At 60.2% G+C, this 26,987-nt stretch carries 20 protein-coding genes, 4 tRNA genes and 1 pseudogene; 19 read left to right on the forward strand and 6 right to left on the reverse strand.

Annotated elements, in window-relative coordinates:
• The first annotated feature begins 367 nt into the window (after positions 1–367).
• From N2600_RS08045 to prfB, 3 genes are all read left to right on the forward strand, one after another.
• Entirely contained in the window at positions 368–1,624 is a 1,257-nt protein-coding gene (locus N2600_RS08045; RefSeq protein ID WP_260110644.1) for an N-acetylmuramoyl-L-alanine amidase, read from the forward strand.
• 373 nt (positions 1,625–1,997) lie between these two features.
• Positions 1,998–4,457 (forward strand): penicillin-binding protein 1A, encoded by a 2,460-nt coding sequence (locus N2600_RS08050; protein ID WP_170280156.1) that lies wholly within the window; start codon positions 1,998–2,000, stop codon positions 4,455–4,457.
• A 102-nt stretch (positions 4,458–4,559) separates the two neighbouring features.
• A protein-coding gene (gene prfB, locus N2600_RS08055; protein ID WP_112902571.1) for a peptide chain release factor 2 occupies positions 4,560–5,691 on the forward strand; the annotation gives its coding sequence in 2 pieces (ribosomal slippage) (positions 4,560–4,628 and positions 4,630–5,691; 1,131 coding nt in all).
• A gap of 57 nt (positions 5,692–5,748) precedes the next feature.
• Here the strand turns inward: prfB and N2600_RS08060 are convergent.
• From N2600_RS08060 to N2600_RS08070, 3 genes are read right to left on the reverse strand one after another with little or no spacing between them, the layout of a single operon-like run.
• Positions 5,749–6,768, reverse strand: coding sequence for an alpha/beta hydrolase family protein (locus tag N2600_RS08060; RefSeq protein WP_222384788.1), 1,020 nt, complete (start codon positions 6,766–6,768; stop codon positions 5,749–5,751).
• Positions 6,769–6,802: 34 nt separating this feature from the next.
• A complete protein-coding gene (locus tag N2600_RS08065; protein WP_260110647.1) occupies positions 6,803–7,318 on the reverse strand; it encodes a hypothetical protein in 516 nt (171 codons plus the stop codon).
• A gap of 4 nt (positions 7,319–7,322) precedes the next feature.
• On the reverse strand, positions 7,323–8,096 hold the full coding sequence (locus N2600_RS08070) for an NAD kinase (RefSeq protein WP_170256828.1): 774 nt from the start codon (positions 8,094–8,096) through the stop codon (positions 7,323–7,325).
• 158 nt (positions 8,097–8,254) lie between these two features.
• Here N2600_RS08070 and N2600_RS08075 point away from each other — a divergent pair.
• Positions 8,255–8,330, forward strand: a tRNA-Thr gene (locus tag N2600_RS08075).
• 112 nt (positions 8,331–8,442) lie between these two features.
• Positions 8,443–8,874 carry a hypothetical protein gene (locus N2600_RS08080; RefSeq protein ID WP_260298571.1) on the forward strand — a complete coding sequence of 144 codons (432 nt, stop codon included), beginning with the start codon at positions 8,443–8,445 and terminating at the stop codon, positions 8,872–8,874.
• 235 nt (positions 8,875–9,109) lie between these two features.
• Here N2600_RS08080 and N2600_RS08085 read toward each other — a convergent pair whose 3' ends face one another.
• The 3 genes from N2600_RS08085 to rlmB all read right to left on the reverse strand — a co-directional run bounded on the left by N2600_RS08085 (position 9,110) and on the right by rlmB (position 11,007).
• On the reverse strand, positions 9,110–9,268 hold the full coding sequence (locus N2600_RS08085; protein WP_003558513.1) for a hypothetical protein: 159 nt from the start codon (positions 9,266–9,268) through the stop codon (positions 9,110–9,112).
• Between the two features lie 128 nt (positions 9,269–9,396).
• On the reverse strand, positions 9,397–10,089 hold the full coding sequence (locus tag N2600_RS08090; protein WP_260110650.1) for a protease inhibitor Inh/omp19 family protein: 693 nt from the start codon (positions 10,087–10,089) through the stop codon (positions 9,397–9,399).
• Positions 10,090–10,116: 27 nt separating this feature from the next.
• Positions 10,117–11,007 carry a 23S rRNA (guanosine(2251)-2'-O)-methyltransferase RlmB gene (gene rlmB, locus N2600_RS08095; RefSeq protein ID WP_017963896.1) on the reverse strand — a complete coding sequence of 297 codons (891 nt, stop codon included), beginning with the start codon at positions 11,005–11,007 and terminating at the stop codon, positions 10,117–10,119.
• Between the two features lie 201 nt (positions 11,008–11,208).
• Here rlmB and N2600_RS08100 point away from each other — a divergent pair.
• The 14 genes and pseudogenes from N2600_RS08100 (at position 11,209) to rpoC (ending at position 26,904) form a co-directional block, all read left to right on the forward strand.
• Positions 11,209–11,293, forward strand: a tRNA-Tyr gene (locus N2600_RS08100).
• A 24-nt stretch (positions 11,294–11,317) separates the two neighbouring features.
• Positions 11,318–11,391: transfer RNA gene (locus N2600_RS08105), tRNA-Gly, on the forward strand.
• Between the two features lie 347 nt (positions 11,392–11,738).
• Positions 11,739–12,914: an elongation factor Tu gene (gene tuf, locus N2600_RS08110; protein WP_017963897.1), complete on the forward strand. Its 1,176-nt coding sequence runs from the start codon at positions 11,739–11,741 to the stop codon at positions 12,912–12,914.
• 202 nt (positions 12,915–13,116) lie between these two features.
• The gene (locus N2600_RS08115) at positions 13,117–13,251 is read left to right on the forward strand and encodes a hypothetical protein (protein WP_017963898.1); all 135 of its coding nucleotides are present in this window, start codon (positions 13,117–13,119) and stop codon (positions 13,249–13,251) included.
• A gap of 171 nt (positions 13,252–13,422) precedes the next feature.
• On the forward strand, positions 13,423–14,316 hold the full coding sequence (locus N2600_RS08120; RefSeq protein WP_170283009.1) for an NAD-dependent epimerase/dehydratase family protein: 894 nt from the start codon (positions 13,423–13,425) through the stop codon (positions 14,314–14,316).
• A gap of 167 nt (positions 14,317–14,483) precedes the next feature.
• Positions 14,484–14,559 (forward strand) — tRNA-Trp (locus N2600_RS08125).
• A 195-nt stretch (positions 14,560–14,754) separates the two neighbouring features.
• Positions 14,755–14,957: pseudogene (gene secE / locus N2600_RS08130) on the forward strand (preprotein translocase subunit SecE).
• Positions 14,958–14,974: 17 nt separating this feature from the next.
• Positions 14,975–15,505, forward strand: a complete 531-nt coding sequence (nusG, locus tag N2600_RS08135) for a transcription termination/antitermination protein NusG (protein WP_003547516.1) — start codon at positions 14,975–14,977, stop codon at positions 15,503–15,505.
• Positions 15,506–15,681: 176 nt separating this feature from the next.
• On the forward strand, positions 15,682–16,113 hold the full coding sequence (gene rplK / locus N2600_RS08140) for a 50S ribosomal protein L11 (protein ID WP_003547518.1): 432 nt from the start codon (positions 15,682–15,684) through the stop codon (positions 16,111–16,113).
• Positions 16,114–16,117: 4 nt separating this feature from the next.
• Positions 16,118–16,819, forward strand: a complete 702-nt coding sequence (rplA, locus tag N2600_RS08145; RefSeq protein ID WP_017963901.1) for a 50S ribosomal protein L1 — start codon at positions 16,118–16,120, stop codon at positions 16,817–16,819.
• 328 nt (positions 16,820–17,147) lie between these two features.
• Complete coding sequence (gene rplJ, locus N2600_RS08150) at positions 17,148–17,666, forward strand: 50S ribosomal protein L10 (RefSeq protein WP_003547522.1); 519 nt, start codon at positions 17,148–17,150, stop codon at positions 17,664–17,666.
• 58 nt (positions 17,667–17,724) lie between these two features.
• Positions 17,725–18,102, forward strand: coding sequence for a 50S ribosomal protein L7/L12 (gene rplL / locus N2600_RS08155; RefSeq protein ID WP_017963902.1), 378 nt, complete (start codon positions 17,725–17,727; stop codon positions 18,100–18,102).
• 263 nt (positions 18,103–18,365) lie between these two features.
• The gene (gene rpoB / locus N2600_RS08160; protein ID WP_170278542.1) at positions 18,366–22,505 is read left to right on the forward strand and encodes a DNA-directed RNA polymerase subunit beta; all 4,140 of its coding nucleotides are present in this window, start codon (positions 18,366–18,368) and stop codon (positions 22,503–22,505) included.
• A 190-nt stretch (positions 22,506–22,695) separates the two neighbouring features.
• Positions 22,696–26,904 (forward strand): DNA-directed RNA polymerase subunit beta', encoded by a 4,209-nt coding sequence (gene rpoC / locus N2600_RS08165; RefSeq protein WP_017963904.1) that lies wholly within the window; start codon positions 22,696–22,698, stop codon positions 26,902–26,904.
• Positions 26,905–26,987 lie beyond the last annotated feature (83 nt).

Below are 26,987 nucleotides of genomic sequence, written 5' to 3' on the forward strand. Positions count from 1 at the left end.
TGAGAGCGTGGTGGCTGATCCACCAATGAATTCCGACAATAAGCCGGAAAATCAGGATCCAGTTTTAGGGATTAAGCGCATGAGACGGCGGACGATGACCGGTGTGGCGCCAGGTCCTGATCTGGCTGGCAGCCTTTGCGGCGACTCTATCCCGTCAACACTTTACCCTGAAATTCGTTGTATGTTTTCTGTGTCACAATAGCAAGGGAAAAGCCAAATGTGCCATAATATTGATGGATTTCGCAACGCATAGAAGCTGGGGATAAAGTGATCGCGATTCGGCAGGCTGCAGCGGGTGTTTCGTCACACCGACGTTCACTGCTGCGGCGTCGGGTCCATCGCATTACAAATAGGGTGTGGCGGTTTATTGTTTAAGAGGGCTCGGATCGCGACGAAATCCGCAGCGCGGCGATCGATAATCGCAAGGCGGGTTCTGGCGGCGCTTTTGGCCGCCAGTCTCCTGCCGGTCGCTGTCAGCTCCGTCGAGGCCAGGGATCCGCTGCTTGCCTATGGCGCGCGCATCGTCGGCGACGACGCAAGGACCCGCATCGTCATCGATTTCGATCGCGAGCCGCGTTTTTCGGTCCACTATATCGCCAATCCGGAACGCATCGTCGTCGACCTGCCGGCGACCGCCTTCGGTTTTCCGGCGAAGGATCTTGCCGCCCGCGGCCTGTTCAAGGATATCCGCTACGGCAAGATGGACGAGGAGAGCGCCCGCATCGTGCTGACGACGGCAGGGCCGGTGAAGCTGGCGCTTGCCAAGGTGCAGGCCGATGAGACGGGCAACGGCCATCGCCTCGTGCTCGATGCGGAGATGATCGACAAGAAGGCCTTTGCCGAACTGGTAAAGACGCAATCCTGGAGCGATCGGACTGAGGCGGAGCAGACGACGAGCGCCATTCCGGCACCGGAAAAAGCTGCCCCCGGCGATTTTGTCATCGCCGTCGACGCCGGCCATGGCGGCATCGATACCGGCGCCATCGGCGTCGACACCAAGACCGAGGAAAAGCAGGTGACGCTTGCTTTCGCCAAGGCTTTGACCGACCGGCTGAACAAGGAGCCGGGCATCAAGGCTTTCCTGACGCGCGAGGATGACGAGTTCCTGTCGCTTTCGCAGCGCGTGCTGATCGCCCGCCAGAACCATGCCGGCCTATTCATTTCGCTGCATGCCGACACGCTGAAGCAGAAGGATATCCGCGGCGCCACCGTCTACACGATCTCCGACAAGGCATCCGACAAGCTCGCCGCCGATCTCGCCGAACGTGAAAACCTCTCGGATCAGATCGCCGGCAAGGAGACGGTTGCCGAGCCGCCCGAGGTCGCCGACATCCTGCTCGATCTGACACGGCGCGAGACGCAGGCGTTCTCGATATCGCTGGCCGAGAGTGTGCTGAATTCCTTCAAGGATCAGGTCGGCACCATCAACAATCCGCACCGTCATGCCGGCTTCCGCGTGCTGCAGGCCCCCGACGTGCCGTCGATCCTTCTCGAGATCGGGTTCCTCTCGAATGCCGAAGACGAGAAACTGCTGCTCGACGAGGCCTGGCGCGGCAAGATCGCCGGTCTCTTGACCGACGCAGTGAAGCGATACCGAGCCGCCGTCATGGCGAATGGCGGCTGACAGCCGCCGCCCAAAAATCTGTAGCGGTTGCGGCACGGCGGCCCGCATAAAAACAAAGATTCATAAAAACAAAGATTTAAGTCCGCCGCATGAATCAAATTCTGAGCAGGATACCCAGATCGGCAGTTGGGACGGCGTTGCTTGGATGTGACAGTCCTAATGAAACGCGGCCGCAGCGGTGAATGCGGCGCAGACAGCCCTATTTTGCTCACATTCGCGCCGTTACTCCGGCTTATGTTTCGCAGCCTGAGGCGCGAAATCGGCTTGTGGCGGTTGCGCTCATAGAGTAAGCCGCGCAACGTGCAAATTGCCTTGATCTGTGCAATCGTTGCGGCTGCGCCGATTGAAGATCGAAGAGACCGGTAGCTGAAATATGGTTAGACTTTTTGGATATTTCTTCGGAATGGCCTGCGTCCTGTTTCTGGTCGCGGCGGCGGGTGTTGCCATCTATCTCGCCAATGTCGCGAAGGATCTCCCGGATTATGCCGTTCTGAACAGCTACGCGCCGCCGGTGACGACCCGCGTCCATGCCGGCAACGGCGCGCTTATGGCCGAATACGCCAAGGAAAAGCGTCTCTTCCTGCCGATCCAGGCCATTCCCGACCGCGTGAAGGCCGCTTTCCTGTCGGCCGAAGACAAGAATTTCTACAATCATCCGGGCGTTGATCTCACCGGCCTTGGCCGTGCAATCCTCGTCAACCTGCAGAATTTCGGTTCCGGCCGCCGCCCGGTCGGTGCCTCGACGATCACCCAGCAGGTGGCCAAAAACTTCCTTTTGAGTTCGGACCAGACGATCGACCGCAAGATCAAGGAAGCAATCCTCTCCTTTCGCATCGAGCAGGCCTACAGCAAGGACAAGATCCTCGAACTCTACCTGAACGAGATTTTCTTCGGTCTGAATTCCTACGGCATCGCTGGCGCGGCACTCACCTATTTCAACAAATCCGTCACCGAACTGACCGTCGCCGAAGCCGCCTATCTGGCATCGCTGCCGAAGGGACCTGCCAATTATCATCCTTTCCGCCATCCGGAAGCTGCGCTCGAGCGCCGCAACTGGGTGATCGACCGGATGGTCGAGAACGGCTATGTCAGCCAGCCTGACGGCGAGGAAGCCAAGAAACAGCCGCTTGGCGTCACCGCCCGCACCACCGGCCCCTCGCTCTTTGCTTCGGATTATTTCGCCGAAGCCGTGCGCCGCCAGTTGATCGACCAGTACGGGGAAAAAGTCCTCTATGAGGGCGGCCTTTCGGTACGGACGTCGCTCGATCCGCAGATGCAGCTCGCTGCTCGCAAGGCGCTGCAGGACGGTCTGGTTACCTATGACGAGCGCCGCGGTTTCCACGGCCCGATCAAGCAGATCGATGCAAGCGGCGATTGGGGTAAGGCGCTTGCCGATATCCCCGCACTGTCCGACGTACCGGAATGGCGGCTTGCCGTCGTACTCGCAGTTTCCGACTCGACCGTCGACATCGGCCTGCAGCCGGCCAAGGATGGAAGCGGCAAGGTTGCGGCCGACCGTCAACGCGGCACGATCGACGCCAAGAATATGCAATGGGCCTTCCGTTCGGCAGACGGCGCCCGCAAGTCCACGAAGTCGCCGGTCGGCGCCGTAGCTGCCGGTGACGTCGTCTATGTCGAGAAGCTCGGCGATAACACCTCGACCTCCTATCGCCTGCGTCAACCCCCGAAGGTGCAGGGTGGTCTCGTCGCGATGGACCCGAAGACGGGCCGCGTGCTCGCCATGGTCGGCGGCTTCTCCTACGGCCAGTCCGAATTCAACCGCGCCACTCAGGCGATGCGCCAGCCGGGCTCCTCCTTCAAGCCCTTCGTCTATGCGGCGGCGATGGACAATGGCTATACGCCGGCCTCGGTCATCATGGACGCTCCGATCGAAATCGTCTCGGGCGGCCAGGTCTGGAGGCCGGAAAACTACGGCGGCGAAGTAAGCGGCCCGTCGACGCTGCGCTCGGGCATCGAGCATTCGCGCAACCTGATGACGGTGCGCCTCGCCAACGATCTCGGCATGAACATCGTCGCCGAATATGCCGAGCGCTTTGGCATTTACGATCACATGCTGCCGGTTCTCTCCATGTCGCTCGGCGCCGGCGACACGACCGTGCTGCGGATGGTCTCGGCCTATTCGGTTATTGCCAATGGCGGCAAGCAGATCAAGCCGACATTGATCGACCGCATCCAGGACCGCTACGGCAAGACCATCTTCAGGCATGAGGAGCGTCTCTGCGAGGGCTGCAATGCCGGCGACTGGCAGAACCAGGAAGAGCCGAATATCGTCGACAACCGCGAAACCGTGCTCGACCCGATGACCGCCTACCAGATCACCTCGATGATGCAGGGCGTCATCCAGCGCGGCACCGCCGCCGGCAAGGTCGATCTCGGCGGTCGCGATGTCGCCGGAAAGACCGGCACCACCAACGACGAGAAAGATGCCTGGTTCGTCGGCTTCACGCCGGATCTGGTCGCCGGCCTCTATATGGGCTTCGATACGCCGGCCCCGCTCGGCCGCGGCGGCACCGGGGGTGTTCTCTCTGCCCCGATCTTCAACGAATTCATGCAGGCGGCCGTCAAGGACATGCCAGAATCGAAATTCGTCATTCCATCAGGCATGAATCTGATCCCGATCGACCGCAAGACCGGCATGGCGGCCGTCGACGGCGATCCGAACACCATCATCGAGGCCTTCAAGCCCGGCACCGGCCCGGCCGACAGCTTCTCTGTCATCGGCATGGACAGCACCATGGCGCCTGAAGAAATCCTGAAGACCTCGCCGCAGGCCAACCAGGCCGTCCAGACCGGCACGCCCGGCCTGTTCTGATCGAGGCCCGAATTTTTGAACGCCCGCCGCGGCCCTTTACATCCGCGGCGGGCGTCTCTATGTCACCAGCACTTGAGAAGACCGAGATAGAGAAGCAGGATAATGCGAGCGGAAATCGAAAACGTGGTCGATGAAACCAAGCAGGCTATCACCCTGCTGAGGAGGCATCTTTGACTGGGACCAGGCAATAAGACGGCTGGATTGGTTGAACAACAAGGCTGAGGATCCGAACCTCTGGAACGACGCTTCCGAAGCGCAGAAGCTGATGCGCGAGCGCCAGCAGCTCGATGACGGCATCAATGGCGTCAAGCAGCTCGAACAGCAGCTGAACGACAATATCGAGCTGATCGAGCTTGGCGAGGAAGAGGGCGACCAGAGCGTCGTCAAGGAAGCCGAGGATACCCTGAAGGCCTTGAAGGCCGAGGCCGCGCGCCGCCAGGTGGAAGCCATGCTCTCCGGCGAAGCCGATGGCAACGATACCTATCTCGAAGTCCATTCCGGCGCCGGTGGCACCGAAAGCCAGGACTGGGCGAACATGCTGCTGCGCATGTACACCCGCTGGGCCGAGCGCCAGCGTTTCAAGGTCGAGCTTCTCGAAGTCCATGACGGCGAAGAAGCCGGCATCAAGTCCGCGACCTTGCTCGTCAAGGGCCACAATGCCTATGGCTGGCTGAAGACGGAATCGGGCGTGCACCGCCTGGTGCGCATCTCGCCCTACGACAGCAATGCGCGCCGCCATACCTCCTTTTCGTCGATCTGGGTCTACCCGGTTGTCGACGACTCGATCCAGATCGAGATCAACGAAAGCGACTGCCGCATCGACACCTACCGTTCCTCGGGTGCCGGCGGCCAGCACGTCAACACCACCGACTCGGCCGTGCGCATCACGCATATTCCGACGGGCATCGTCGTGCAGTGCCAGCAGGAGCGCTCGCAGCACAAGAACCGCGCCAAGGCGTGGGACATGCTGCGCGCCCGCATGTACGAAGCGGAACTGAAGAAGCGTGAGGATGCCGCCAGCGCCGAAGCCGCTTCCAAGACCGAGATCGGCTGGGGCCACCAGATTCGCTCCTATGTGTTGCAGCCCTATCAGTTGGTCAAGGACCTGCGCACCGGCGTCGCCAGCAGCGCGCCGGATGACGTGCTCGACGGCGACCTGAACGAGTTCATGGAAGCAGCACTCGCTCACCGCATCAGCGGCGCCGCCGACGCGGTTGTCGAGGATGTCGACTGATCGGATTGACGATGGATTGAGACAACAAAAGCTCCGGAGACCGGGTTTTTGTTTTGTTCAAGCCATCGCGGCTTTATCGACGTTTTGAAACAGCGCTGCCGAAAGATCGGCAATCTCTTCATGAACGGCTGCGCGTTCGATGCCCGGCGGATCGGTAAAGAGTTCTGCCGCAAAGGCGAGGCCGAGCGCTGTGCCCTCTGGCACGAAGACATAGTGTCCGAGGCCGCCGCCGAAGATTTTAAGGGCGCTGCGCCGGAGCCGCGCATGCAGCCACGACGAACATTCTTCGGCCGGAGCGGCCCTGTCGGCATCACCGACCAGGATAAGGGCAGGCGCATCGACAGCTTTCAGGCTTTTCTCGCTGAACCCGAGAACGGACCGGCCCGGCGCGCAGATGAGTGCGGCCTTGATTCTGTCATCTCGGTAGTACTTCGACATCCGGGACCACGAATCGCGAAATACATCGCTGGTGCGCAGCAATGCCGGGATATGATTGGCAAGGTCGGGAAACTCCCGTGGTCCGCGCGCGCCACCCGGCTTCAGCCTCGACGGTTCGAACTGCGAGAACTGGGCGACAGCCCCAAGCAGCAGCATCACGCTATAGGCTCCGGCCGAAAATCCGGCTGCGAAGACACTGTTCGTATCGATATGGCCTGAGAGATCGCTGAGCCAGTCGTCGCGATGGTCGAGCATGTAGCTTAGATCCGGCGCCCGCTCCCAAAGGCAGGCGAAGCCTTCAGCGCGATAGGGCTCGATGCCGGTATTGCCGTGATGGCTGACGCCGAGCGCTGCAAATCCGCGATCGACCAGGCGTCGAGCCAGCCACTCCAGTCCGGCCGCGGATCCGCCGGTGCCATGCGACAGAAGAACAAGGGGATAGGGCACGGCCTCCGGTCGGATCGGGGCATCGCGGGCGACGGCCGCTTTCTGGAACCAGCTTCTTTCCGGCATTTCGCTTTCTCGCGCGTCATCGGCGGCGGGATACCAGAGGGACCAACTAATGGGTCTGGGGCCGGCTGCGTCCCAGTTCGACCTTTTCTCGTCGGAGAGGACGCCGTCACGAAAGCCCAGTTTCATCTCTTGGATGCCTCGCTGAACACTTCCAAGCCCTTCAATTCGTCGCTTTCTCCACGGTGATGTCGCCGAATTCGTCGATCAGCACGGTCCAGCCATCCGGCTCCGCCGCAGGGTCGGTCTTCAGATAGACCGTGGCGAAGAGCCCTGGTTCCTTGATGATGCCGTTCGAATTCTCAGGGCGGATATCGGTCACGTAAGGCTTCAGTTCGCTGAACTCCTGCAACTCGATGGTCGAGGCGATCACCGGGCCGGTCTCGGTCTGGGCAATCTGCTGCAGGTAAACCTTCGAAGTCCTGTCCGGCTGGCGCACGGCAAAAAGTTTGTAATAGCCGTGGCGCTGCGCGGCCTTTCCTTCGGGGTCGGCAACGCTCTCGGTGCCCGTCGGCGCGCGCTCAATCGCCGGTGCGTTGCCGTCATCCTCCCAGTAGCCGGTGCTGGTCGCGAAAATCACCGATGCCGGCAGGATGGCATCCTGGAGGGACGCGGCCTCAGCTGCAATGCTCCATCCCGCAAGCAGGAGGCTCGTCATTAATACCCGTCGCATTGCCATCGTCTCAATCCTTGAACTGCTCGGCGAGGATACGGTCGGACCAGGAGCGGTCGGGATCAGAAAGGATGCGTGCCGTCATATGCTCCGACTGGGCGATGCGGACATGCAGCACCGATTTGACCTCGGTATTGTCGGCCACTGCGTTCACCGGCCGCTTCACCGGCTCGAGGACGTCGATATCGACGGTCACCTTATTTGGAAGCAGTGCGCCCCTCCAGCGCCGTGGCCTGAAAGCGCTCACCGGCGTCATGGCGAGCAGTGGCGCTTCGAGCGGCAGGATCGGGCCATGGGCGGAAAGATTATAGGCCGTCGATCCGGCAGGGGTCGCCACCATCAACCCATCGCAGATGAGTTCCTCCAGGCGAACACGCCCGTCTACCGTGACCCTCAGATTCGCCGCCTGATAGGATTGGCGGAAAAGATAGACCTCGTTGATGGCGAGCGCCGTCGAGTTGGTCCCGTCGGCATTGGCCGTCGTCATTTGCAATGGCCGGAAGACGTTTTCGACGGCAGCGCAGATGCGCTCCTGAAGTCGTTCGCTGCGATAGTCGTTCATCAGGAAGCCGACCGAGCCGCGGTTCATGCCGTAGACCAGCTTGCCCGAGTTCATGGTGTTGTGCAGCGTCTGCAGCATGAAACCGTCACCGCCGAGCGCGACGATGACGTCGGCTTCGTCAGCCGGGACGTCACCATAGATGCCAATCAACTCCTCGCGCGCGGCAAGCGCCTCCGTCGTTGGTGAAGCGAGAAAGGAAAGCGTCTGAAATGAACGGCCCATGCAATGCCCTTTATGATGCTGTCTTAGCTAAAGGATAAAGGCCTTGCGCGACAAGGACGTTTTCTATCGCGAAGCGTTTTGAGCTGCAGCATACCAGTCCGCGCGACCGCTGATTTCCCTTTACAGAATCACAGAATCTGCTAGTTGGGGCAACTATCGCCCTTGTAGCTCAGTTGGTAGAGCACCTGATTTGTAATCAGGGGGTCGCGGGTTCGAACCCTGCCGGGGGCACCATTCTTTTCCGGGCGATACGGCCTGCCAACTCATGACGTTGGTTCGACGCTGCTTCGCTCAATCTCGCACCGCAGATCTTTTCAGATAGCACGCATCGCTTGATGAACCGCGCGTGAAGGGCTGCTTCAGCGCCAATTCAGGCGCGCCCGCATATCTTCGCCTCATCATCAATGAGGAAACAGCCATGAAGCTCGCTCATCTCTTTCTCGCCGCAACCATTTCCGTCGGTGCGGCTTTCGCGTCCGTCGCACCGGCGGCCGCCATGCCGGCCGAGCGGCCGGCGGTGTCGACGCAGGGCGATATCGTTCAAATTCGTGATGGCTGGCAAGGTGATCGCGACGGTGACGATCGTGGCTGGCGATATGATCGCGACCGTGACTATCGTGACTATCGTGACGACCGTGGCTGGCGCGATCAGCGCGACTGGCGCCGCTCCGACTGGCGCGATGATCGCCGTCACTGGCGGCGGTGGCGTGCCGAGCGTTGGCAGGAGCGCCGCGAGTGGCGCGATCGCGGCATGCCGTTCTGGCTCTACCGCAGCTGACGATAACGGCCCGGGTCATCCGGGCCTCTAGTCATTGAGTGATGCGTTCGTTGACGCTCGCCTCGATCCTTGTCGCCATTGCCGGCCTGTCCGGCGCGAGAGGGCGACATCATCGCGATGCTGGGCACGGAGGCAGCCATGAGGGAGACGACGGCTATCATTATGCGCATAAGCGTTCAATCCTCGTTCGATTCCGGGATTAACGCATGATCGCAGTCCGCGTTCCTGCCAGTAATTATTGTACCTGTCCCGGCGTCGCGGGGCCGGGCGCCGTCGGCGACAGAGGATCGGGCTGGTGGATGGGGTGTGACGTGTCCACCCAGATGATGCTGATGATAATCACGACGAAGACCGCGATGAAGAGGATACCGAAAATCAGTGGTCGAATGGCCATGATAGAGATCGTTCCTTCTTGCTTCTGGGCCGGTTGCGGCAACCGATCATTGCTCGATCATAGTGCTCCGGGGCGTCATTCCAAGGCAAAAGTGGATTTTTCTGGCATCGGAGCCGACTGACTATGGGTTAGTGGCGAACGAGTGAAAGCGGCTTGCCGCCTTCCTCCTTCGATTTGTCGAAATTGCCGTCAGCGCGCATGTCGAAGCCAAGCGACGAACCGTCAAGGCTCATCAGCGTCAGCCCGAAACCCTCAATATGCCAGAGGGCGAGCTTCAGTCTGGCGACGTTGGCAGCGCAGTCTCCCGAAAGGGACAGCGGCGCGTTGCCCTCCGCATCGACGCGGCCGTTGAGCGTCGCGCCGCAAAGCCTTTCGCCGTCCGGTCTTTGCATCGCCCATGTCCCGGCAAGACTGGCGACAGTCGGCAGGCGATCGACGCCGTCAGGTGCGGCGATCAGCAACAGCGGCGCGCCATCCTCAGTCTTCATCGGCTGCCCTTCGTTCTCGACGAAACGGGCGAGCACCTTGCGTGTCGCATCGATCAGGATAACGCCGCCATTGCCGTCGAAATTCCAGGAGTAGGCTTCGGCAAGTGCAGGCAGCGGCATCATGCAAGAGTCCTGGCCGGAGAGCGAATGGCCGCCGATCGCTTCGCCGGTTTCCAGCGTCAACCGACATCCGGTCGCACCGTCTTCCGGGGCAACGAGATAGGTTCCGGCCTGTGCTTTGAGAATATCGGGATCGATACCCTGTCCATATGCAAGTCCACAGACAAGCAGCGCCGCTGCCGGAGCCACCAGTTTAGGGAGGAAACGGACCATGACAATTACCCTTTGCCCGCAGCCAGCCTATACCTTCAAGTGGAGCCGCGCCGCATAAAGCGCGATCGCCGCCGCATTCGAGACATTGAGCGATTTGATCGCGCCCGGCATGTCGAGACGGGCAAGTGCGTTCACGGTTTCCCGCGTCTTCTGCCGAAGCCCCTTGCCTTCGGATCCCAGCACCAGCGCCACCTTCTCGCCGGAGAAGGTGCCTTCGAGCGGCGCCGGCCCTTCCGAATCGAGGCCGATGGTGGAGAAACCGAGCTTGTGCAATTCGCCGAGCGCATCGGCGAGATTGGTAACCTGTATATAAGGTATCAGCTCCAGCGCGCCCGAGGCAGACTTGGCGAGCACGCCCGATTCGGTCGGGCTGTGTCGCTGCGTGGTAATGACCGCACCCGCGTTGAAGGCGACGGCCGAGCGCATGATCGCGCCGACATTGTGCGGATCGGTCACCTGATCGAGGACGAGCAGGAGAGGGCTGTCCTTCAGCGCTTCGAGCCGGCGTACCGGAAGCGGCCGTGTTTCCAGCATAACGCCCTGATGAATCGCCTCGGGGCCGAGCACCTTGTCGATCTCCTGCGGCGAGACGATCTCGAAGGGAATGCCGAGCGCCTCGACATCGACTTCGAGGCGCGCGAGCGCATTCTGCGTCACGAACAGCTTGATCTTCTTGCGTTCGGAATTGTCGAGGGCCGCGCGCACGGTATGCAGGCCATAGAGATGCACCTGGTCGGGCGCAAGCGCCGGCGGCTTCCAGTCTTCGCCGCCGCGCTTGCGCTTTTGCGGCTGGGGTGTCGGAATCTCGCCGCGTTCGCGCTTGGCGTCACGGTGGGCGCGCCGCAGAGTGGCGTAATGCGTATCCTTGGCGGATGGGTCTGTCGCGGTCTTGCCGCCGGATTTGTTGTCTTTGCTCATGCAGCTTTATAGCCATGGCGCTCGCTGCCGCATAGGCTTTCTTTCATATGCCGGCTTTCGGTGGCGAATGAAATTTTTCGTGTTTTTTCCGTTGTCATCGTGTTGACAGACTGAAATGCTCCGGTCATATACGCGGCGCAGACGACGGGCGGCAACGCTTCGAAGTCTGACGAACTTGGTCTTGCGATCCGGACGAAAACTGGAGAGATGCCCGAGTGGTTAAAGGGGACGGACTGTAAATCCGTTGGCTCAGCCTACGTTGGTTCAAATCCAACTCTCTCCACCATTCGTCATCGGATCGGACCACCCCGCGGGTATAGCTCAATGGTAGAGCAGCAGCCTTCCAAGCTGAATACGCGGGTTCGATTCCCGCTACCCGCTCCATTTTCCGTTAAGCCACTTCATACGACAGCTGCCGCGGTCATCTCAAGATGTCTCCGGCGCTGGCGGAGACGCTGATGATTGCGGTTATCGGCTGGCAGGGAAGGGCGCTCGACGCCGAACGTCTATGGCGCGTCCCCGGTGTTCGATGCGATTTTCTTTAAGATTTCAGCGATTTTCAAGGGGGCTTTGGCGAATCGCCTTGCAGGCGGCAAATTGTCTCCCATATGCGCTCTCAGGCCAAGAATGGCGTCTGCAATTAAGTCTTGCGCAATCTCGCCGAAAGCCTTAAACGGCGGCACTAAACCGGTTCGCCGGGGCCACCATTTTCGTTCACAGGAAGCATTCAAATGGGAAAGAGTAAGTTTGAGCGCAACAAGCCGCACGTCAACATTGGCACGATTGGCCACGTTGACCACGGCAAGACGTCTCTGACGGCAGCGATCACGAAGTACTTCGGTGAGTACAAGGCGTACGACCAGATCGACGCGGCTCCGGAAGAAAAGGCCCGCGGCATCACGATCTCGACGGCGCACGTCGAGTATGAGACGCCGGCGCGCCACTATGCGCACGTCGACTGCCCCGGCCACGCCGACTACGTCAAGAACATGATCACCGGTGCTGCCCAGATGGACGGCGCGATCCTGGTGTGCTCGGCCGCTGACGGCCCGATGCCGCAGACGCGCGAACACATTCTGCTGGCCCGCCAGGTCGGCGTTCCGGCAATCGTGGTGTTCCTGAACAAGGTCGACCAGGTTGACGACGCCGAGCTCCTCGAACTGGTCGAGCTCGAAGTGCGCGAATTGCTGTCGTCCTACGACTTCCCGGGCGACGAAATCCCGATCGTCAAGGGTTCGGCGCTGGCTGCTCTCGAAGATTCGGACAAGAAGATCGGCGAAGACGCGATCCGCGAGCTGATGGCTGCGGTTGACGCCTATATCCCGACGCCTGAGCGTCCGATCAACCTGCCGTTCCTGCTGCCGATCGAAGACGTGTTCTCGATCTCTGGCCGCGGCACGGTTGTGACCGGCCGCGTCGAGCGTGGCATCGTCAAGGTTGGCGAAGAAGTCGAGATCGTCGGCATCCGCCCGACGACGAAGACGACGGTGACCGGCGTTGAAATGTTCCGCAAGCTGCTCGACCAGGGCCAGGCTGGCGACAACATCGGTGCGCTGATCCGCGGCGTCACCCGTGACGGCGTTGAGCGTGGCCAGATTCTGTGCAAGCCGGGTTCGGTCAAGCCGCACAAGAAGTTCATGGCTGAAGCCTACATCCTGACGAAGGAAGAGGGTGGCCGTCACACGCCGTTCTTCACCAACTACCGTCCGCAGTTCTACTTCCGCACGACCGATGTGACCGGCATCGTGACGCTGCCGGAAGGCACCGAGATGGTGATGCCGGGCGACAACGTCACGGTATCGGTCGAGCTGATCGTTCCGATCGCGATGGAAGAAAAGCTGCGCTTCGCCATCCGCGAAGGCGGCCGCACCGTCGGCGCCGGTATCGTCGCCTCCATCGTCGAGTAACTTTCGAGTTATCCGCAATTATGAAGACCCCGCTGGAAACAGCGGGGTTTTTGATTTTCATGGCTTCTTGTAGGTTTAACAGGTGTTGTAAAAATATCGTTAAATATGCCTGTCACAGTATTTTGTTCATCTCACGTTCAGAAACCCGTTTGTGATTGGACCATTTTAGTCCAGACTCCTCCTTGCAAAGAGGAGAGCCCGGATGATTCCCAAGGCCACATTCGCTGCGACGATATTCGCGATGTATGTTTTTACGATGTTTTTCATCGCTGCAATTCCGCAAGAGGTTGTTCAGTCAGCCGGAGTGCAGATCGACGAGGTAAGTGTCGTCAAGTAGCGACCCTTACAGGCCATCGCAGGGTTCTGCGGTGACCGGAAATGATTGGCCAGGTGCTCCCGGATAGGATGCTCCTGGCGACGCGGGGGTGAACCCCTGCCGGACGCTCGCTTGCTCTTCGCGCGGAAGCGTCTATCTATGCCTCCGATTTCATGACGCGGAGGATATTCCATGAAGAGACGTATTCTGTTCACGGGCGGTTCGGGCAAGGCAGGTCGCCATGCTGTGCCATGGCTCGTCAAATCAGGTTACGAGGTTCACAACCTCGATCTCGTGCCGCTGGATAGCCCCGGCGTCACCAATCTCATCGCCGACATCACCGATAGCGGTCAGGTCTTCAACGCGCTTTCGATGCATCGCGATTTTCCCGATCTCGACGCGGGCAGGGGCGTGCAGCCCTTCGACGCCGTCGTGCATTTCGCCGCCATCCCGCGCATCCTGATCAAGCCCGACAACGAAACCTTCCGCATCAACACGATGGGCACCTATAATGTCATCGAGGCGGCGGTGAAGCTCGGCATCCGGAAGATTATCGTGGCATCGAGCGAGACGACTTATGGAGTCTGCTTTGCCGAAGGCCATCGCGATTTCCACCAGTTCCCGCTGGAGGAGGACTACGACGTCAATCCGATGGATTCCTACGGCCTTTCGAAGGTGGTCAATGAAAAGACGGCGCGCGCCTTTGCCGAACGCTCGGGCTTCGACATCTATGCGCTGCGCATCGGCAACGTCATCGAGCCTGACGAATACGAGAAGTTCCCGACCTATTTCGCCCATCCCGAGATGCGCAAGCGTATCGCCTGGAGCTATATCGACGCCCGCGACCTCGGGCAGATCTGCCATCTTTGCGTCGAGAAGGACGGTCTCGGCTACCAGGTGTTCAATGCCGCCAACGACACCGTCTCGGCCAATACGCCATCGAAGGAGCTCGCAAAGCGATTCTTCCCGAACGTGCCCTTCACCCGCGAGATCGGCGAATATGAGGGCCTGCTCTCCAACCGCAAGATCCGCGAGGTGCTGGGCTTTAAGGAAGAGCACGATTGGCGGAAATATGTGAAGGTCTGAACCGACCTTGGTCGCCGATTGAAAAGCCGATCGTTCCCATATCAGGAGAATGGCTTTGAAAATCGAAAATCGTGCTTGCCAATCCCTTGTCGCCGTCTTAAAGGGAGCGCCATGCTTTTCAGCAGCGATTTGCGGGCCTTGGCTCAGGCGCTGAATGATCGGTATGAAGGGGTATAGCTCAGTTGGTAGAGCGGCGGTCTCCAAAACCGCAGGTCGTAGGTTCGAGCCCTACTGCCCCTGCCATTTTCCTGGATGCGGGACAGCGCGCACATGCTCGCGGCATTTCCGGTCGGGGATCGATTGGTGGTAGGTAATTTCGTTAAACTTCGGTTTCCCTCTTGTGTATTCGGAAATCGGTGTTTATTTAGGGTTCAACAGACACGCGGTGCGTGGGGCTGATAGTTTCAGCTTTACGCGCCGTAATTGCGTGGGCAGTCGATGGCATCCAAATCCAATCCGTTTGCGTTTCTGCAGCAGGTTCGCTCCGAGACGTCGAAAGTTATGGCCGGCCGTCGCGCCGCGAGACCATGATCTCGACGGTCATGGTGCTGGTGATGGTGGTTTTCGCCGCGCTGTTTTTCTTTGCCGCTGACCAGCTGATCGGCTGGGCTCTGAGCTTCGTGCTGAATACCGGCAACTGATACGGGTGGAGATGAAAATGGCGGCACGTTGGTACATCGTCCACGCATATTCCAATTTTGAAAAGAAGGTGGCTGAAGACATCGAGAACAAGGCTCGCCAGAAAGGGCTTGAGCACCTGTTCGAGAAGATCCTCGTGCCGACCGAAAAGGTGGTGGAAGTGCGTCGCGGCCGCAAGGTCGATTCCGAGCGCAAGTTTTTCCCGGGCTATGTCATGGTTCGTGCCAATCTGACGGACGAAGCCTACCATCTGATCAAGAATACGCCGAAGGTCACAGGTTTCCTCGGCTCCGACAATAAGCCCGTTCCGATTCCGGATTATGAAGCCGAGCGCATTCTCGGCCAGGTCCAGGAAGGTGTCGAGCGGCCGAAGGCCTCCATTACCTTCGAGATCGGCGAGCAGGTCCGCGTTTCCGACGGCCCGTTCGCTTCGTTCAACGGCACGGTTCAGGATGTGGACGAAGAGCGTTCGCGCCTGAAGGTGGAAGTGTCGATCTTCGGCCGAGCGACGCCAGTCGAGCTGGAATACGCTCAGGTCGAGAAGGTCTGATTGCAGAAATTGGAGGCTGGCTCTTGCGGCCTGTTTCCTGCGGACGTTGTCCGCACCCGCGTGGAAGGTGAGGGGTCTTAGCCGGACCCTAATGATCCGCACCACGCAACCGCAGCCGCCGGAGAGATCCGGCATCACGGGCCGGGTGACCGGCCGTTCATGAAAGGCAGAGAGATATGGCTAAGAAAGTTGCAGGCCAGCTCAAGCTTCAGGTCAAGGCAGGATCGGCAAACCCGTCCCCGCCGATTGGTCCGGCGCTTGGTCAGCGTGGCATTAACATCATGGAATTCTGCAAGGCGTTCAATGCCGCCACGCAGGAAATGGAAAAGGGCATGCCGATCCCGGTCGTCATCACCTATTACCAGGACAAGTCCTTCACCTTCGCGATGAAGCAGCCGCCGGTCAGCTACTGGCTGAAGAAGGAAGCGAAGATCACATCCGGTTCCAAGACGCCCGGCAAGGGCGCCAAGGCCGGCTCCCTCACCAAGGCTCAGATCAAGTCGATCGCAGAAGCCAAGATGAAGGATCTGAACGCAGCGGATATCGAAGGTGCAATGGCGATGATCGAGGGCTCCGCCCGCGCCATGGGCCTGGAAGTGGTGGGTTAAGATCATGGCTGGTAAGCGCACGCAGAAGATCAACGAAGGTGTTGATCCCACCAAGCTCTACGCTCTCACCCTGGCCATTGGTATGGTCAAGGAACGGGCTGTCGCCAAGTTCGACGAAACCATCGAAGTCTCGATGAACCTCGGCGTCGACCCGCGCCATGCGGACCAGATGGTTCGCGGCGTCGTCAACCTGCCGAATGGCACGGGCCGTACGGTTCGCGTTGCCGTCTTCGCTCGTGGCGCCAAGGCTGACGAAGCCAAGGCCGCTGGTGCCGATATCGTTGGTGCCGAAGACCTCGTCGAAATCGTCCAGGGCGGCAAGATCGAATTCGATCGCTGCATTGCCACCCCCGATATGATGCCGCTCGTCGGCCGTCTTGGTAAGGTTCTTGGCCCCCGCGGCATGATGCCGAACCCGAAGGTCGGCACCGTTACGATGGATGTCGCTGGTGCCGTCAAGGCTTCTAAGGGCGGCGCTGTCGAGTTCCGCGTCGAGAAGGCTGGCATCGTCCACGCCGGTATCGGCAAGGCCTCGTTCGAAGCCAAGGCTCTGGAAGAAAACATCCGCGCCTTTGCTGACGCTGTCATCAAGGCGAAGCCGGCTGGCGCCAAGGGCAACTACGTCAAGCGCGTGGCGATTTCGTCGACCATGGGCCCGGGCGTCAAGATCGAGCCCGGCTCCGTCACCGGAGCGCCGACCGCATAAGTTTATGCCGGGCTTCAAGTCCGGCGACTGAATTTCCGGCCTCGCAAGGGGCCGGAATATTCCGGAGAAATCCGGAATCCTGTCCGAGATTGCAGGTGGTTTTCCCTTAATCACTGTGCCTGCATGAGACGGGTAAGACCCGAATTGCAAGAAGTTCGCTTCTAGGAACTCGGTTCGAGCCTTGGATGCCTTGTGCCTCTTTAGCCTTGATTGGCGCGAGAGCGCGGGGGGACAGGATCCTCAAGCGTCGCTTGGGATCCCTCATGATCCCAGGAGGCAAAAGGCAACCGGCGGGCCCATTTTCGGTCCCGCCAACTGGAGATAGGCAGTGGAAAGAGCGGAAAAACGCGAATTCGTCACGGAACTGAACGAAGTCTTCAAGGCTTCGGGCTCAGTTGTCGTGGCCCACTATGCTGGTGCCACAGTCGCGCAGATGAACGATTTTCGTTCGAAGATGCGCGCAGCTGGCGGCACCGTCAAAGTCGCGAAGAACCGCCTGGCCAAGATTGCCCTTCAGGGTACGGAAGCGGAAGGGATGTCCAATCTCTTCAAGGGTCAGACGCTGATTGCATACAGCACCGATCCGATCACCGCTCCGAAGGTCGTCATGGATTTCGCCAAGACCAATGACAAGATCATTGTTCTGGGCGGCGCCATGGGAACAACCACGCTCAACGCCGATGCAGTCAAGTCGCTTGCGACCCTGCCTTCGCTCGATGAGTTGCGTGCGAAGCTGCTGGGCATGATCCAGACACCGGCTACCCGCATCGCTGGGGTTGTTGCAGCACCGGCAAGCCAGCTTGCTCGCGTGTTTGCGGCCTACGCCAAGAAGGACGAAGCCGCGTAAGGCGGTTTTTCGCTGTTTATAATCAACCGGTTCGAACCGAACAAAAGGAACTAGTAAAATGGCTGATCTCGCAAAGATCGTTGACGACCTCTCCTCGCTGACCGTTCTGGAAGCTGCAGAACTGTCGAAGCTTCTCGAAGAAAAGTGGGGCGTTTCCGCCGCTGCTCCGGTAGCTGTTGCTGCCGTTGGTGGCGGTGCTGCTGCTGCTGTCGTTGAAGAAGAAAAGACCGAATTCGACGTCATCCTCACGGATGTCGGCGCCAACAAGATCAACGTCATCAAGGAAGTCCGCGCCATCACCGGTCTCGGCCTCAAGGAAGCCAAGGATCTCGTTGAAGCCGCTCCGAAGGCTGTCAAGGAAGGCGTCAACAAGGCTGAAGCCGCTGACATCAAGAAGAAGCTTGAAGACGCTGGCGCCAAGGCCGACGTCAAGTAATCTTGAACTGCTTTTGGGAGGCAGTATTTCTACTGCCTCCCATTTGCCGTTTTTCTGAACGAATTACCCAAAAGCCGCGTCGAAACGGCTTTTGGGTAATGGGTTCTTCAAAAGGATGGTCTTCCACCGAGGGCAGCACAGCAATCCGAGCTGAGCGTTTTCCGGGGTCGGACGAGATTGAACTACTCATTGATTGACGGGATCGACTGGCCATCGGTTCCCGTCCGTTGCAGGCCCGGGTGCAAGATTTTGAAGGAGCGACGATGGCTCAGACCCTTTCGTTCAACGGTCGCAGGCGCGTACGCAAGTTTTTTGGTAAGATCCCCGAAGTCGCAGAAATGCCGAACCTCATCGAGGTTCAGAAGGCGTCCTACGACCAGTTTCTGATGGTTGAAGAGCCGAAGGGCGGCCGGCCCGATGAGGGTCTTCAGGCCGTCTTCAAGTCGGTTTTCCCGATCACCGATTTCTCCGGCGCATCGATGCTGGAATTCGTGTCCTACGAATTCGAACCGCCGAAGTTCGACGTTGACGAATGCCGTCAGCGCGACCTGACCTATGCGGCGCCGCTGAAGGTGACGCTGCGCCTCATCGTGTTCGATATCGACGAGGATACCGGCGCGAAGTCGATCAAGGACATCAAGGAACAGTCCGTCTACATGGGCGACATGCCGCTCATGACCAACAACGGCACGTTCATCGTCAACGGTACCGAGCGCGTCATCGTCTCTCAGATGCACCGTTCGCCGGGTGTCTTCTTCGACCACGACAAGGGCAAGAGCCATTCGTCCGGCAAGCTGCTCTTTGCTGCGCGCGTCATCCCTTATCGCGGTTCCTGGCTCGATATCGAATTCGACGCCAAGGACATCGTCTACGCCCGTATCGACCGCCGCCGCAAGATCCCTGTGACGTCGCTGCTGATGGCGCTCGGCATGGACGGCGAGGAAATCCTCGACACTTTCTACACGAAGTCGCTCTACAAGCGCGACGGCGAAGGCTGGCGTATTCCCTTCAAGCCGGAAACGCTGAAGGGTGCCAAGGCGATCACCGAGATGGTCGACGCCGATACCGGCGAAGTCGTCGTGGAAGCCGGCAAGAAGCTGACCCCGCGCCTGCTGCGCCAGCTTTCCGACAAGGGCCTGAAGGCACTCAAGGCCGCCGACGACGATCTTTACGGCAACTACCTTGCCGGTGACATCGTCAACTACTCGACGGGTGAAATCTACCTCGAGGCTGGCGACGAAATCGACGAGAAGACGCTTGGCATCATCCTGGCGAACGGCTTCGACGAGATCCCGGTTCTCGGCATCGACCACATCAATGTCGGCGCCTATATCCGCAACACACTGACAGCCGACAAGAACGAGAACCGTCAGGACGCTCTGTTCGACATCTACCGCGTCATGCGTCCGGGTGAGCCGCCGACCATGGAATCGGCGGAAGCCATGTTCAACTCGCTGTTCTTCGATGCGGAGCGTTACGACCTCTCCGCCGTCGGCCGCGTCAAGATGAACATGCGCCTCGACCTGACCGTCGAAGACACCGTCCGCATCCTGCGCAAGGACGACATCCTGGCCGTGGTCAGGATGCTGGTCGAACTGCGCGATGGCAAGGGTGAGATCGACGACATCGACAACCTCGGCAACCGCCGCGTCCGTTCGGTCGGCGAGCTGATGGAAAACCAGTACCGTCTCGGCCTGCTGCGTATGGAGCGCGCGATCAAGGAACGTATGTCCTCGATCGAGATCGACACGGTCATGCCGCAGGATCTGATCAACGCCAAGCCGGCAGCCGCCGCCGTGCGCGAATTCTTCGGTTCCTCGCAGCTCTCGCAGTTCATGGACCAGGTCAACCCGCTCTCGGAAATCACCCACAAGCGCCGTCTTTCGGCTCTTGGCCCGGGAGGTCTGACCCGTGAGCGCGCCGGCTTCGAAGTCCGCGACGTGCATCCGACCCACTATGGCCGCATTTGCCCGATCGAAACGCCGGAAGGCCCGAACATCGGTCTGATCAACTCGCTTGCGACCTTTGCCCGCGTCAACAAGTACGGCTTCATCGAAAGCCCGTACCGCCGAATCGTCGACGGCAAGGTGACGAGCGACGTGCTCTACCTCTCCGCCATGGAAGAGGCGAAGTACTACGTCGCCCAGGCCAACGCCGAGATGAACGCTGACGGGTCCTTCGTCGATGAATTCGTCGTCTGCCGTCATGCCGGTGAAGTTATGCTCGCTCCGCGCGACAGCATGAACCTGATGGACGTCTCGCCGAAGCAGGTTGTTTCGGTCGCAGCCGCGCTCATCCCGTTCCTGGAAAACGACGACGCCAACCGCGCGCTGATGGGCTCGAACATGCAGCGTCAGGCAGTGCCGCTGCTGCGTGCCGAAGCTCCGTTCGTCGGGACCGGCATGGAGCCGGTCGTCGCCCGTGACTCGGGTGCTGCCATCGGCGCCCGCCGTGGCGGCGTGGTCGACCAGGTCGACGCGACGCGTATCGTTATCCGGGCCACGGAAGACCTCGAAGCCGGCAAGTCCGGCGTCGATATCTACCGTCTGCAGAAGTTCCAGCGTTCGAACCAGAACACCTGCGTCAACCAGCGCCCGCTGGTCACCGTCGGTGACGAGGTCAACCGCGGCGACATCCTCGCCGACGGCCCATCGACCGATCTCGGCGACCTGGCGCTCGGCCGCAACGCGCTCGTCGCGTTCATGCCCTGGAACGGCTACAATTACGAAGACTCGATCCTGCTCTCCGAGCGTATCGTTGCCGACGACGTGTTCACCTCCATTCACATCGAGGAATTCGAAGTGATGGCACGCGACACCAAGCTTGGTCCTGAGGAAATCACCCGCGATATTCCGAACGTTTCGGAAGAAGCGCTGAAAAACCTCGACGAAGCCGGCATCGTCTATATCGGCGCCGAAGTTCAGCCGGGCGATATCCTCGTTGGCAAGATCACGCCGAAGGGCGAAAGCCCGATGACGCCGGAAGAAAAGCTTCTGCGCGCCATCTTCGGCGAAAAGGCCTCCGACGTGCGCGACACCTCCATGCGCATGCCGCCCGGCACCTACGGCACCATCGTCGAAGTTCGCGTCTTCAATCGCCACGGCGTTGAAAAGGACGAGCGCGCGATGGCGATCGAGCGCGAAGAGATCGAGCGTCTGGCAAAGGACCGTGACGACGAGCAGGCGATCCTCGACCGTAACGTCTACGGCCGTCTGATCGAAATGCTGCGCGGCCAGGCCTCTATTGCTGGCCCGAAGGGCTTCAAGAAGGGCAGCGAGCTTTCGAACGCCGTCGTCTCCGAATATCCCCGCTCGCAGTGGTGGATGTTCGCGGTCGAAGACGAAAAGGTCCAGAGCGAGCTCGAAGCGCTTCGCGGTCAGTACGACGAATCCAAGTCGCGCCTTGAACAGCGCTTCATGGACAAGGTCGAAAAGGTCCAGCGCGGCGATGAAATGCCCCCTGGCGTCATGAAGATGGTCAAGGTCTTCGTCGCCGTAAAGCGCAAGATCCAGCCTGGCGACAAGATGGCCGGCCGTCACGGGAACAAGGGCGTCGTCTCGCGCATTGTGCCGGTGGAGGACATGCCGTTCCTCGAAGACGGCACGCATGTCGACGTCGTTCTGAACCCGCTCGGCGTGCCTTCGCGTATGAACGTCGGCCAGATCCTGGAAACCCATCTGGGTTGGGCTTGCGCCGGCATGGGTCGCCAGATCGGCGAACTGATCGACGCATACAAGGCCAATGGGAACATCGAGCCGCTGCGCAAGACCATCGGCGATGTTGTCGGAGACGGCCCCAAGGCCGAACAGGTCCACGAGTTCGACGACGACTCGGTTCTGCGTCTCGCCGACCAGTGGAAGCGCGGCGTTTCGATTGCGACGCCTGTTTTCGACGGTGCGAACGAAGCCGACGTCAACGACATGCTGCGTTTGGCAGGTCTTAAGGATAGCGGTCAGTCGACGCTCTATGACGGCCGTACCGGCGAGCAGTTCGACCGCCAGGTGACGGTGGGCTACATCTACATGCTGAAGCTCAACCATCTGGTCGACGACAAGATCCATGCTCGTTCGATCGGTCCTTACTCGCTCGTGACCCAGCAGCCGCTGGGCGGCAAGGCGCAGTTCGGCGGCCAGCGCTTCGGCGAAATGGAAGTCTGGGCGCTCGAAGCATACGGCGCGGCCTACACGCTGCAGGAAATGCTGACGGTGAAGTCGGATGACGTCGCCGGCCGCACCAAGGTCTACGAAGCCATCGTCCGCGGAGACGACACGTTCGAAGCCGGTATTCCGGAAAGCTTCAACGTTCTCGTCAAGGAAATGCGCTCGCTGGGCCTCAGCGTCGAGCTCGAGAACACCAAGCTTGACGAGGCGCAGGCAGCTCAGCTGCCCGACGCGGCCGAGTAGGCACTTGATAGGGCGTGCGCTGCCAATGCGGCGCACGCCGGTCCCACCGGGCGCCGTATCCGTGTCGGCCCGGAAGGGAAGTTTCGCCGCATCCAGCGGTTATTCTCGTTTAAGCGAGGGAGGCGGCTCCCGGGAATTTGCCGCCGACCATCGCATTTTGAGGGCGCTTTAGCCCATGAAGGAGACAGGCATGAACCAAGAGGTCATGAATCTTTTCAATCCGCAGGTGCCTGCACAGAATTTCGATTCCATTCGGATTTCGATCGCGTCTCCGGAGAAGATCCTCTCCTGGTCTTACGGTGAGATCAAGAAGCCGGAAACCATCAACTACCGTACGTTCAAGCCGGAACGCGACGGTCTGTTCTGCGCGCGCATCTTCGGGCCGATCAAGGACTACGAATGCTTGTGCGGCAAGTACAAGCGTATGAAGTACAAGGGCATCATCTGCGAAAAGTGCGGCGTCGAAGTCACGCTGTCGCGCGTTCGCCGTGAGCGCATGGGCCATATCGAGCTCGCAGCTCCCGTTGCCCACATCTGGTTCCTGAAGTCGCTGCCATCACGCATTTCGACGCTGCTCGACATGACGCTGAAGGATGTCGAGCGCGTCCTCTACTTCGAAAACTACATCGTCACCGAGCCGGGCCTGACCGCCTTGAAGGAGCACCAGCTCCTCTCGGAAGAAGAGTACATGCTCGCTGTCGACGAATACGGCGAAGACCAGTTCACCGCGATGATCGGCGCTGAGGCGATCTACGAGATGCTGGCCTCGATGAATCTCGAAAAGATCGCTGGCGACCTGCGCGCAGAGCTTGCCGACACCACGTCGGATCTCAAGCAGAAGAAGCTGATGAAGCGCCTGAAGATCGTCGAGAACTTCATGGAGTCGGGCAACCGTCCGGAATGGATGATCATGAAGGTCGTTCCGGTCATCCCGCCGGATCTGCGCCCGCTGGTTCCGCTCGACGGCGGCCGTTTCGCGACGTCGGATCTGAACGATCTCTACCGCCGCGTCATCAACCGTAACAACCGTCTGAAGCGCCTGATCGAGCTTCGTGCGCCTGGCATCATCATCCGCAACGAAAAGCGCATGCTGCAGGAATCCGTTGACGCGCTGTTCGACAACGGCCGTCGCGGCCGTGTCATCACCGGCGCCAACAAGCGTCCGCTGAAGTCGCTCTCCGACATGCTGAAGGGCAAGCAGGGCCGCTTCCGTCAAAACCTGCTCGGCAAGCGCGTCGATTATTCCGGCCGTTCGGTCATCGTCACCGGTCCGGAACTGAAGCTGCACCAGTGCGGCCTGCCGAAGAAGATGGCGCTCGAGCTCTTCAAGCCGTTCATCTATGCCCGCCTCGACGCCAAGGGTTACTCCTCGACCGTCAAGCAGGCCAAGAAGCTGGTCGAGAAGGAAAAGCCGGAGGTCTGGGATATCCTCGACGAGGTCATCCGCGAGCATCCGGTTCTCTTGAACCGCGCACCGACGCTGCACCGCCTGGGCATCCAGGCCTTCGAACCTATCCTGGTCGAAGGCAAGGCGATCCAGCTCCATCCGCTCGTCTGCACGGCCTTCAACGCCGACTTCGACGGTGACCAGATGGCCGTTCACGTGCCGCTGTCGCTCGAAGCCCAGCTCGAAGCCCGCGTGCTGATGATGTCGACCAACAACATCCTGCACCCGGCCAACGGCGCGCCGATCATCGTTCCCTCGCAGGACATGGTTCTCGGCCTCTACTATCTGTCGATCCTCAATCAGAACGAGCCGGGCGAAGGCATGGCCTTCTCCGATCTCGGCGAGCTGCATCACGCCCTCGAAAGCAAGGTCGTGACGCTGCACACCAAGATCCGTGGCCGCTTCAAGTCGGTCGACGAGGATGGCAAGCCTTACTCGAAGATCTACGAGACGACGCCTGGCCGTCTGCTCATCGGCGAACTGCTGCCGAAGAACGGCAAGGTGCCCTTCGATATCTGCAACCAGGAAATGACCAAGAAGAACATCTCGAAGATGATCGACACGGTCTACCGCCACTGCGGCCAGAAGGATACGGTCATCTTCTGCGACCGCATCATGCAGCTCGGCTTTTCCCATGCCTGCCGCGCCGGCATCTCGTTCGGCAAGGACGATATGGTCATTCCGGACGCCAAGGCCAAGATCGTTGCCGACACCGAAAACCTGGTGAAGGAATACGAGCAGCAGTACAATGACGGCCTCATCACCCAGGGCGAGAAGTACAACAAGGTTGTCGACGCCTGGGGCAAGGCGACCGAAAAGGTCGCCGAAGAGATGATGGCCCGCATTAAGGCGGTCGAATTCGACGAGAAGACCGGTCGCCAGAAGCCGATGAACTCGATCTACATGATGAGCCACTCCGGTGCCCGCGGTTCTCCGAACCAGATGCGCCAGCTGGGCGGCATGCGTGGCCTCATGGCCAAGCCGTCGGGCGAAATCATCGAGACCCCGATCATCTCGAACTTCAAGGAAGGCCTGACCGTCAACGAGTATTTCAACTCGACCCACGGCGCCCGCAAGGGTCTGGCAGACACCGCCCTGAAGACCGCCAACTCCGGCTACCTGACCCGCCGTCTCGTCGACGTCGCGCAGGATTGCATCGTCACGCACGTCGATTGCGGAACGCAGACGGGCCTCACCATGACCGCCATCGTCGATGCCGGCCAGGTGGTTGCCTCGATCGGCGCCCGCATCCTCGGCCGCACGGCGCTCGACGACATCGATCATCCGGTCACGGGTGAGCGGATCGTCGATGCGGGCAGGATGATTCTCGAGCCCGACGTCGTCGAAATCGAGAAGGCCGGCATCCAGTCGATCCGCATCCGCTCGGCGCTGACCTGCGAAATCCAGACGGGCGTCTGCTCGGTGTGCTACGGTCGCGACCTCGCGCGCGGTACGCCGGTGAATATGGGCGAAGCCGTCGGCGTCATCGCTGCTCAGTCGATCGGCGAGCCGGGTACCCAGCTCACCATGCGTACCTTCCACCTTGGCGGTACGGCAACCGTGGTCGACCAGTCGTTCCTCGAAGCCTCGTACGAAGGTACGGTGCAGATTAAGAACCGCAACATCCTCCGCAACTCCGATGGCAACCTCGTTGCCATGGGCCGCAACATGACCGTCCAGATCCTGGACGAACGTGGTGTCGAGCGGTCGTCGCAGCGTGTGGCCTACGGTTCGAAACTGCATGTCGACGAAGGCGACAAGGTCAAGCGCGGCCAGCGCCTGGCAGAGTGGGACCCCTACACCCGTCCGATGATGACGGAAGTGGCCGGTACCGTTCAGTTTGAAGATCTGGTCGACGGTCTCTCCGTTCTGGAAGCGACCGACGAATCGACCGGCATCACCAAGCGTCAGGTTATCGATTGGCGTTCGACCCCGCGCGGCTCGGACCTCAAGCCGGCGATCGTCATCAAGGATGCTAGCGGCAATATCGCGAAGCTGTCCCGTGGTGGTGACGCCCGCTTCTTCCTCTCGGTCGATGCGATTCTGTCGGTCGAGCCGGGCACGAAGGTCTCCCAGGGTGACGTTCTCGCCCGTTCGCCGCTCGAAAGCGCCAAGACCAAGGACATCACCGGCGGTCTGCCGCGTGTTGCCGAGCTGTTCGAAGCCCGCCGTCCGAAGGACCACGCCATCATCGCAGAGATCGATGGTACGATCCGCCTCGGCCGCGACTACAAGAACAAGCGTCGCGTCATCATCGAGCCGGCGGAAGACGGTGTCGAGCCTGTCGAATACCTGATCCCGAAGGGCAAGCCCTTCCACCTTCAGGAAGGCGACTATATCGAAAAGGGTGACTACATCCTCGACGGTAACCCGGCTCCGCACGACATCCTGGCGATCAAGGGTGTGGAGGCTCTGGCCTCCTACCTCGTCAACGAGATCCAGGAAGTCTACCGCCTGCAGGGCGTCGTCATCAACGACAAGCACATCGAGGTGATTGTCCGTCAGATGCTGCAGAAGGTGGAAATCACCGATGCAGGCGACTCGACCTATATCGTCGGCGACAATGTCGACCGCATCGAGCTCGAAGACGTCAACGATCACCTGATCGAGCAGGGCAAGAAGCCAGCCTATGGCGATCCGGTTCTTCTCGGCATCACCAAGGCGTCGCTGCAGACCCCGTCCTTCATCTCGGCCGCGTCCTTCCAGGAAACGACGAAGGTGCTGACGGAAGCTGCGATCGCCGGCAAGACCGACGGCCTGCAGGGTCTGAAGGAAAACGTCATCGTTGGTCGCCTCATCCCGGCCGGTACCGGCGGCACCATGACCCAGATCCGCCGCATCGCCACGTCGCGCGACGAGATGATCCTCGAAGAGCGCCGCAAGGGCACGGGTGCTGCCGTCGCCACGCCGATGCTGCAGGACATGGCCGAAAAGGCTCCGGCTGCGGAATAATCCGCGGCTGAAGTCGACGAATTGAAAAACCGCCCGGAGCGATCCGGGCGGTTTCTTTATTTTTAGTTTGCGCTGATTGGGCG

Origin of the sequence: Rhizobium sp. WSM1274 (assembly GCF_025200775.1) — a bacterium.
Classification (GTDB): Bacteria; Pseudomonadota; Alphaproteobacteria; order Rhizobiales; family Rhizobiaceae; genus Rhizobium; species Rhizobium leguminosarum_I.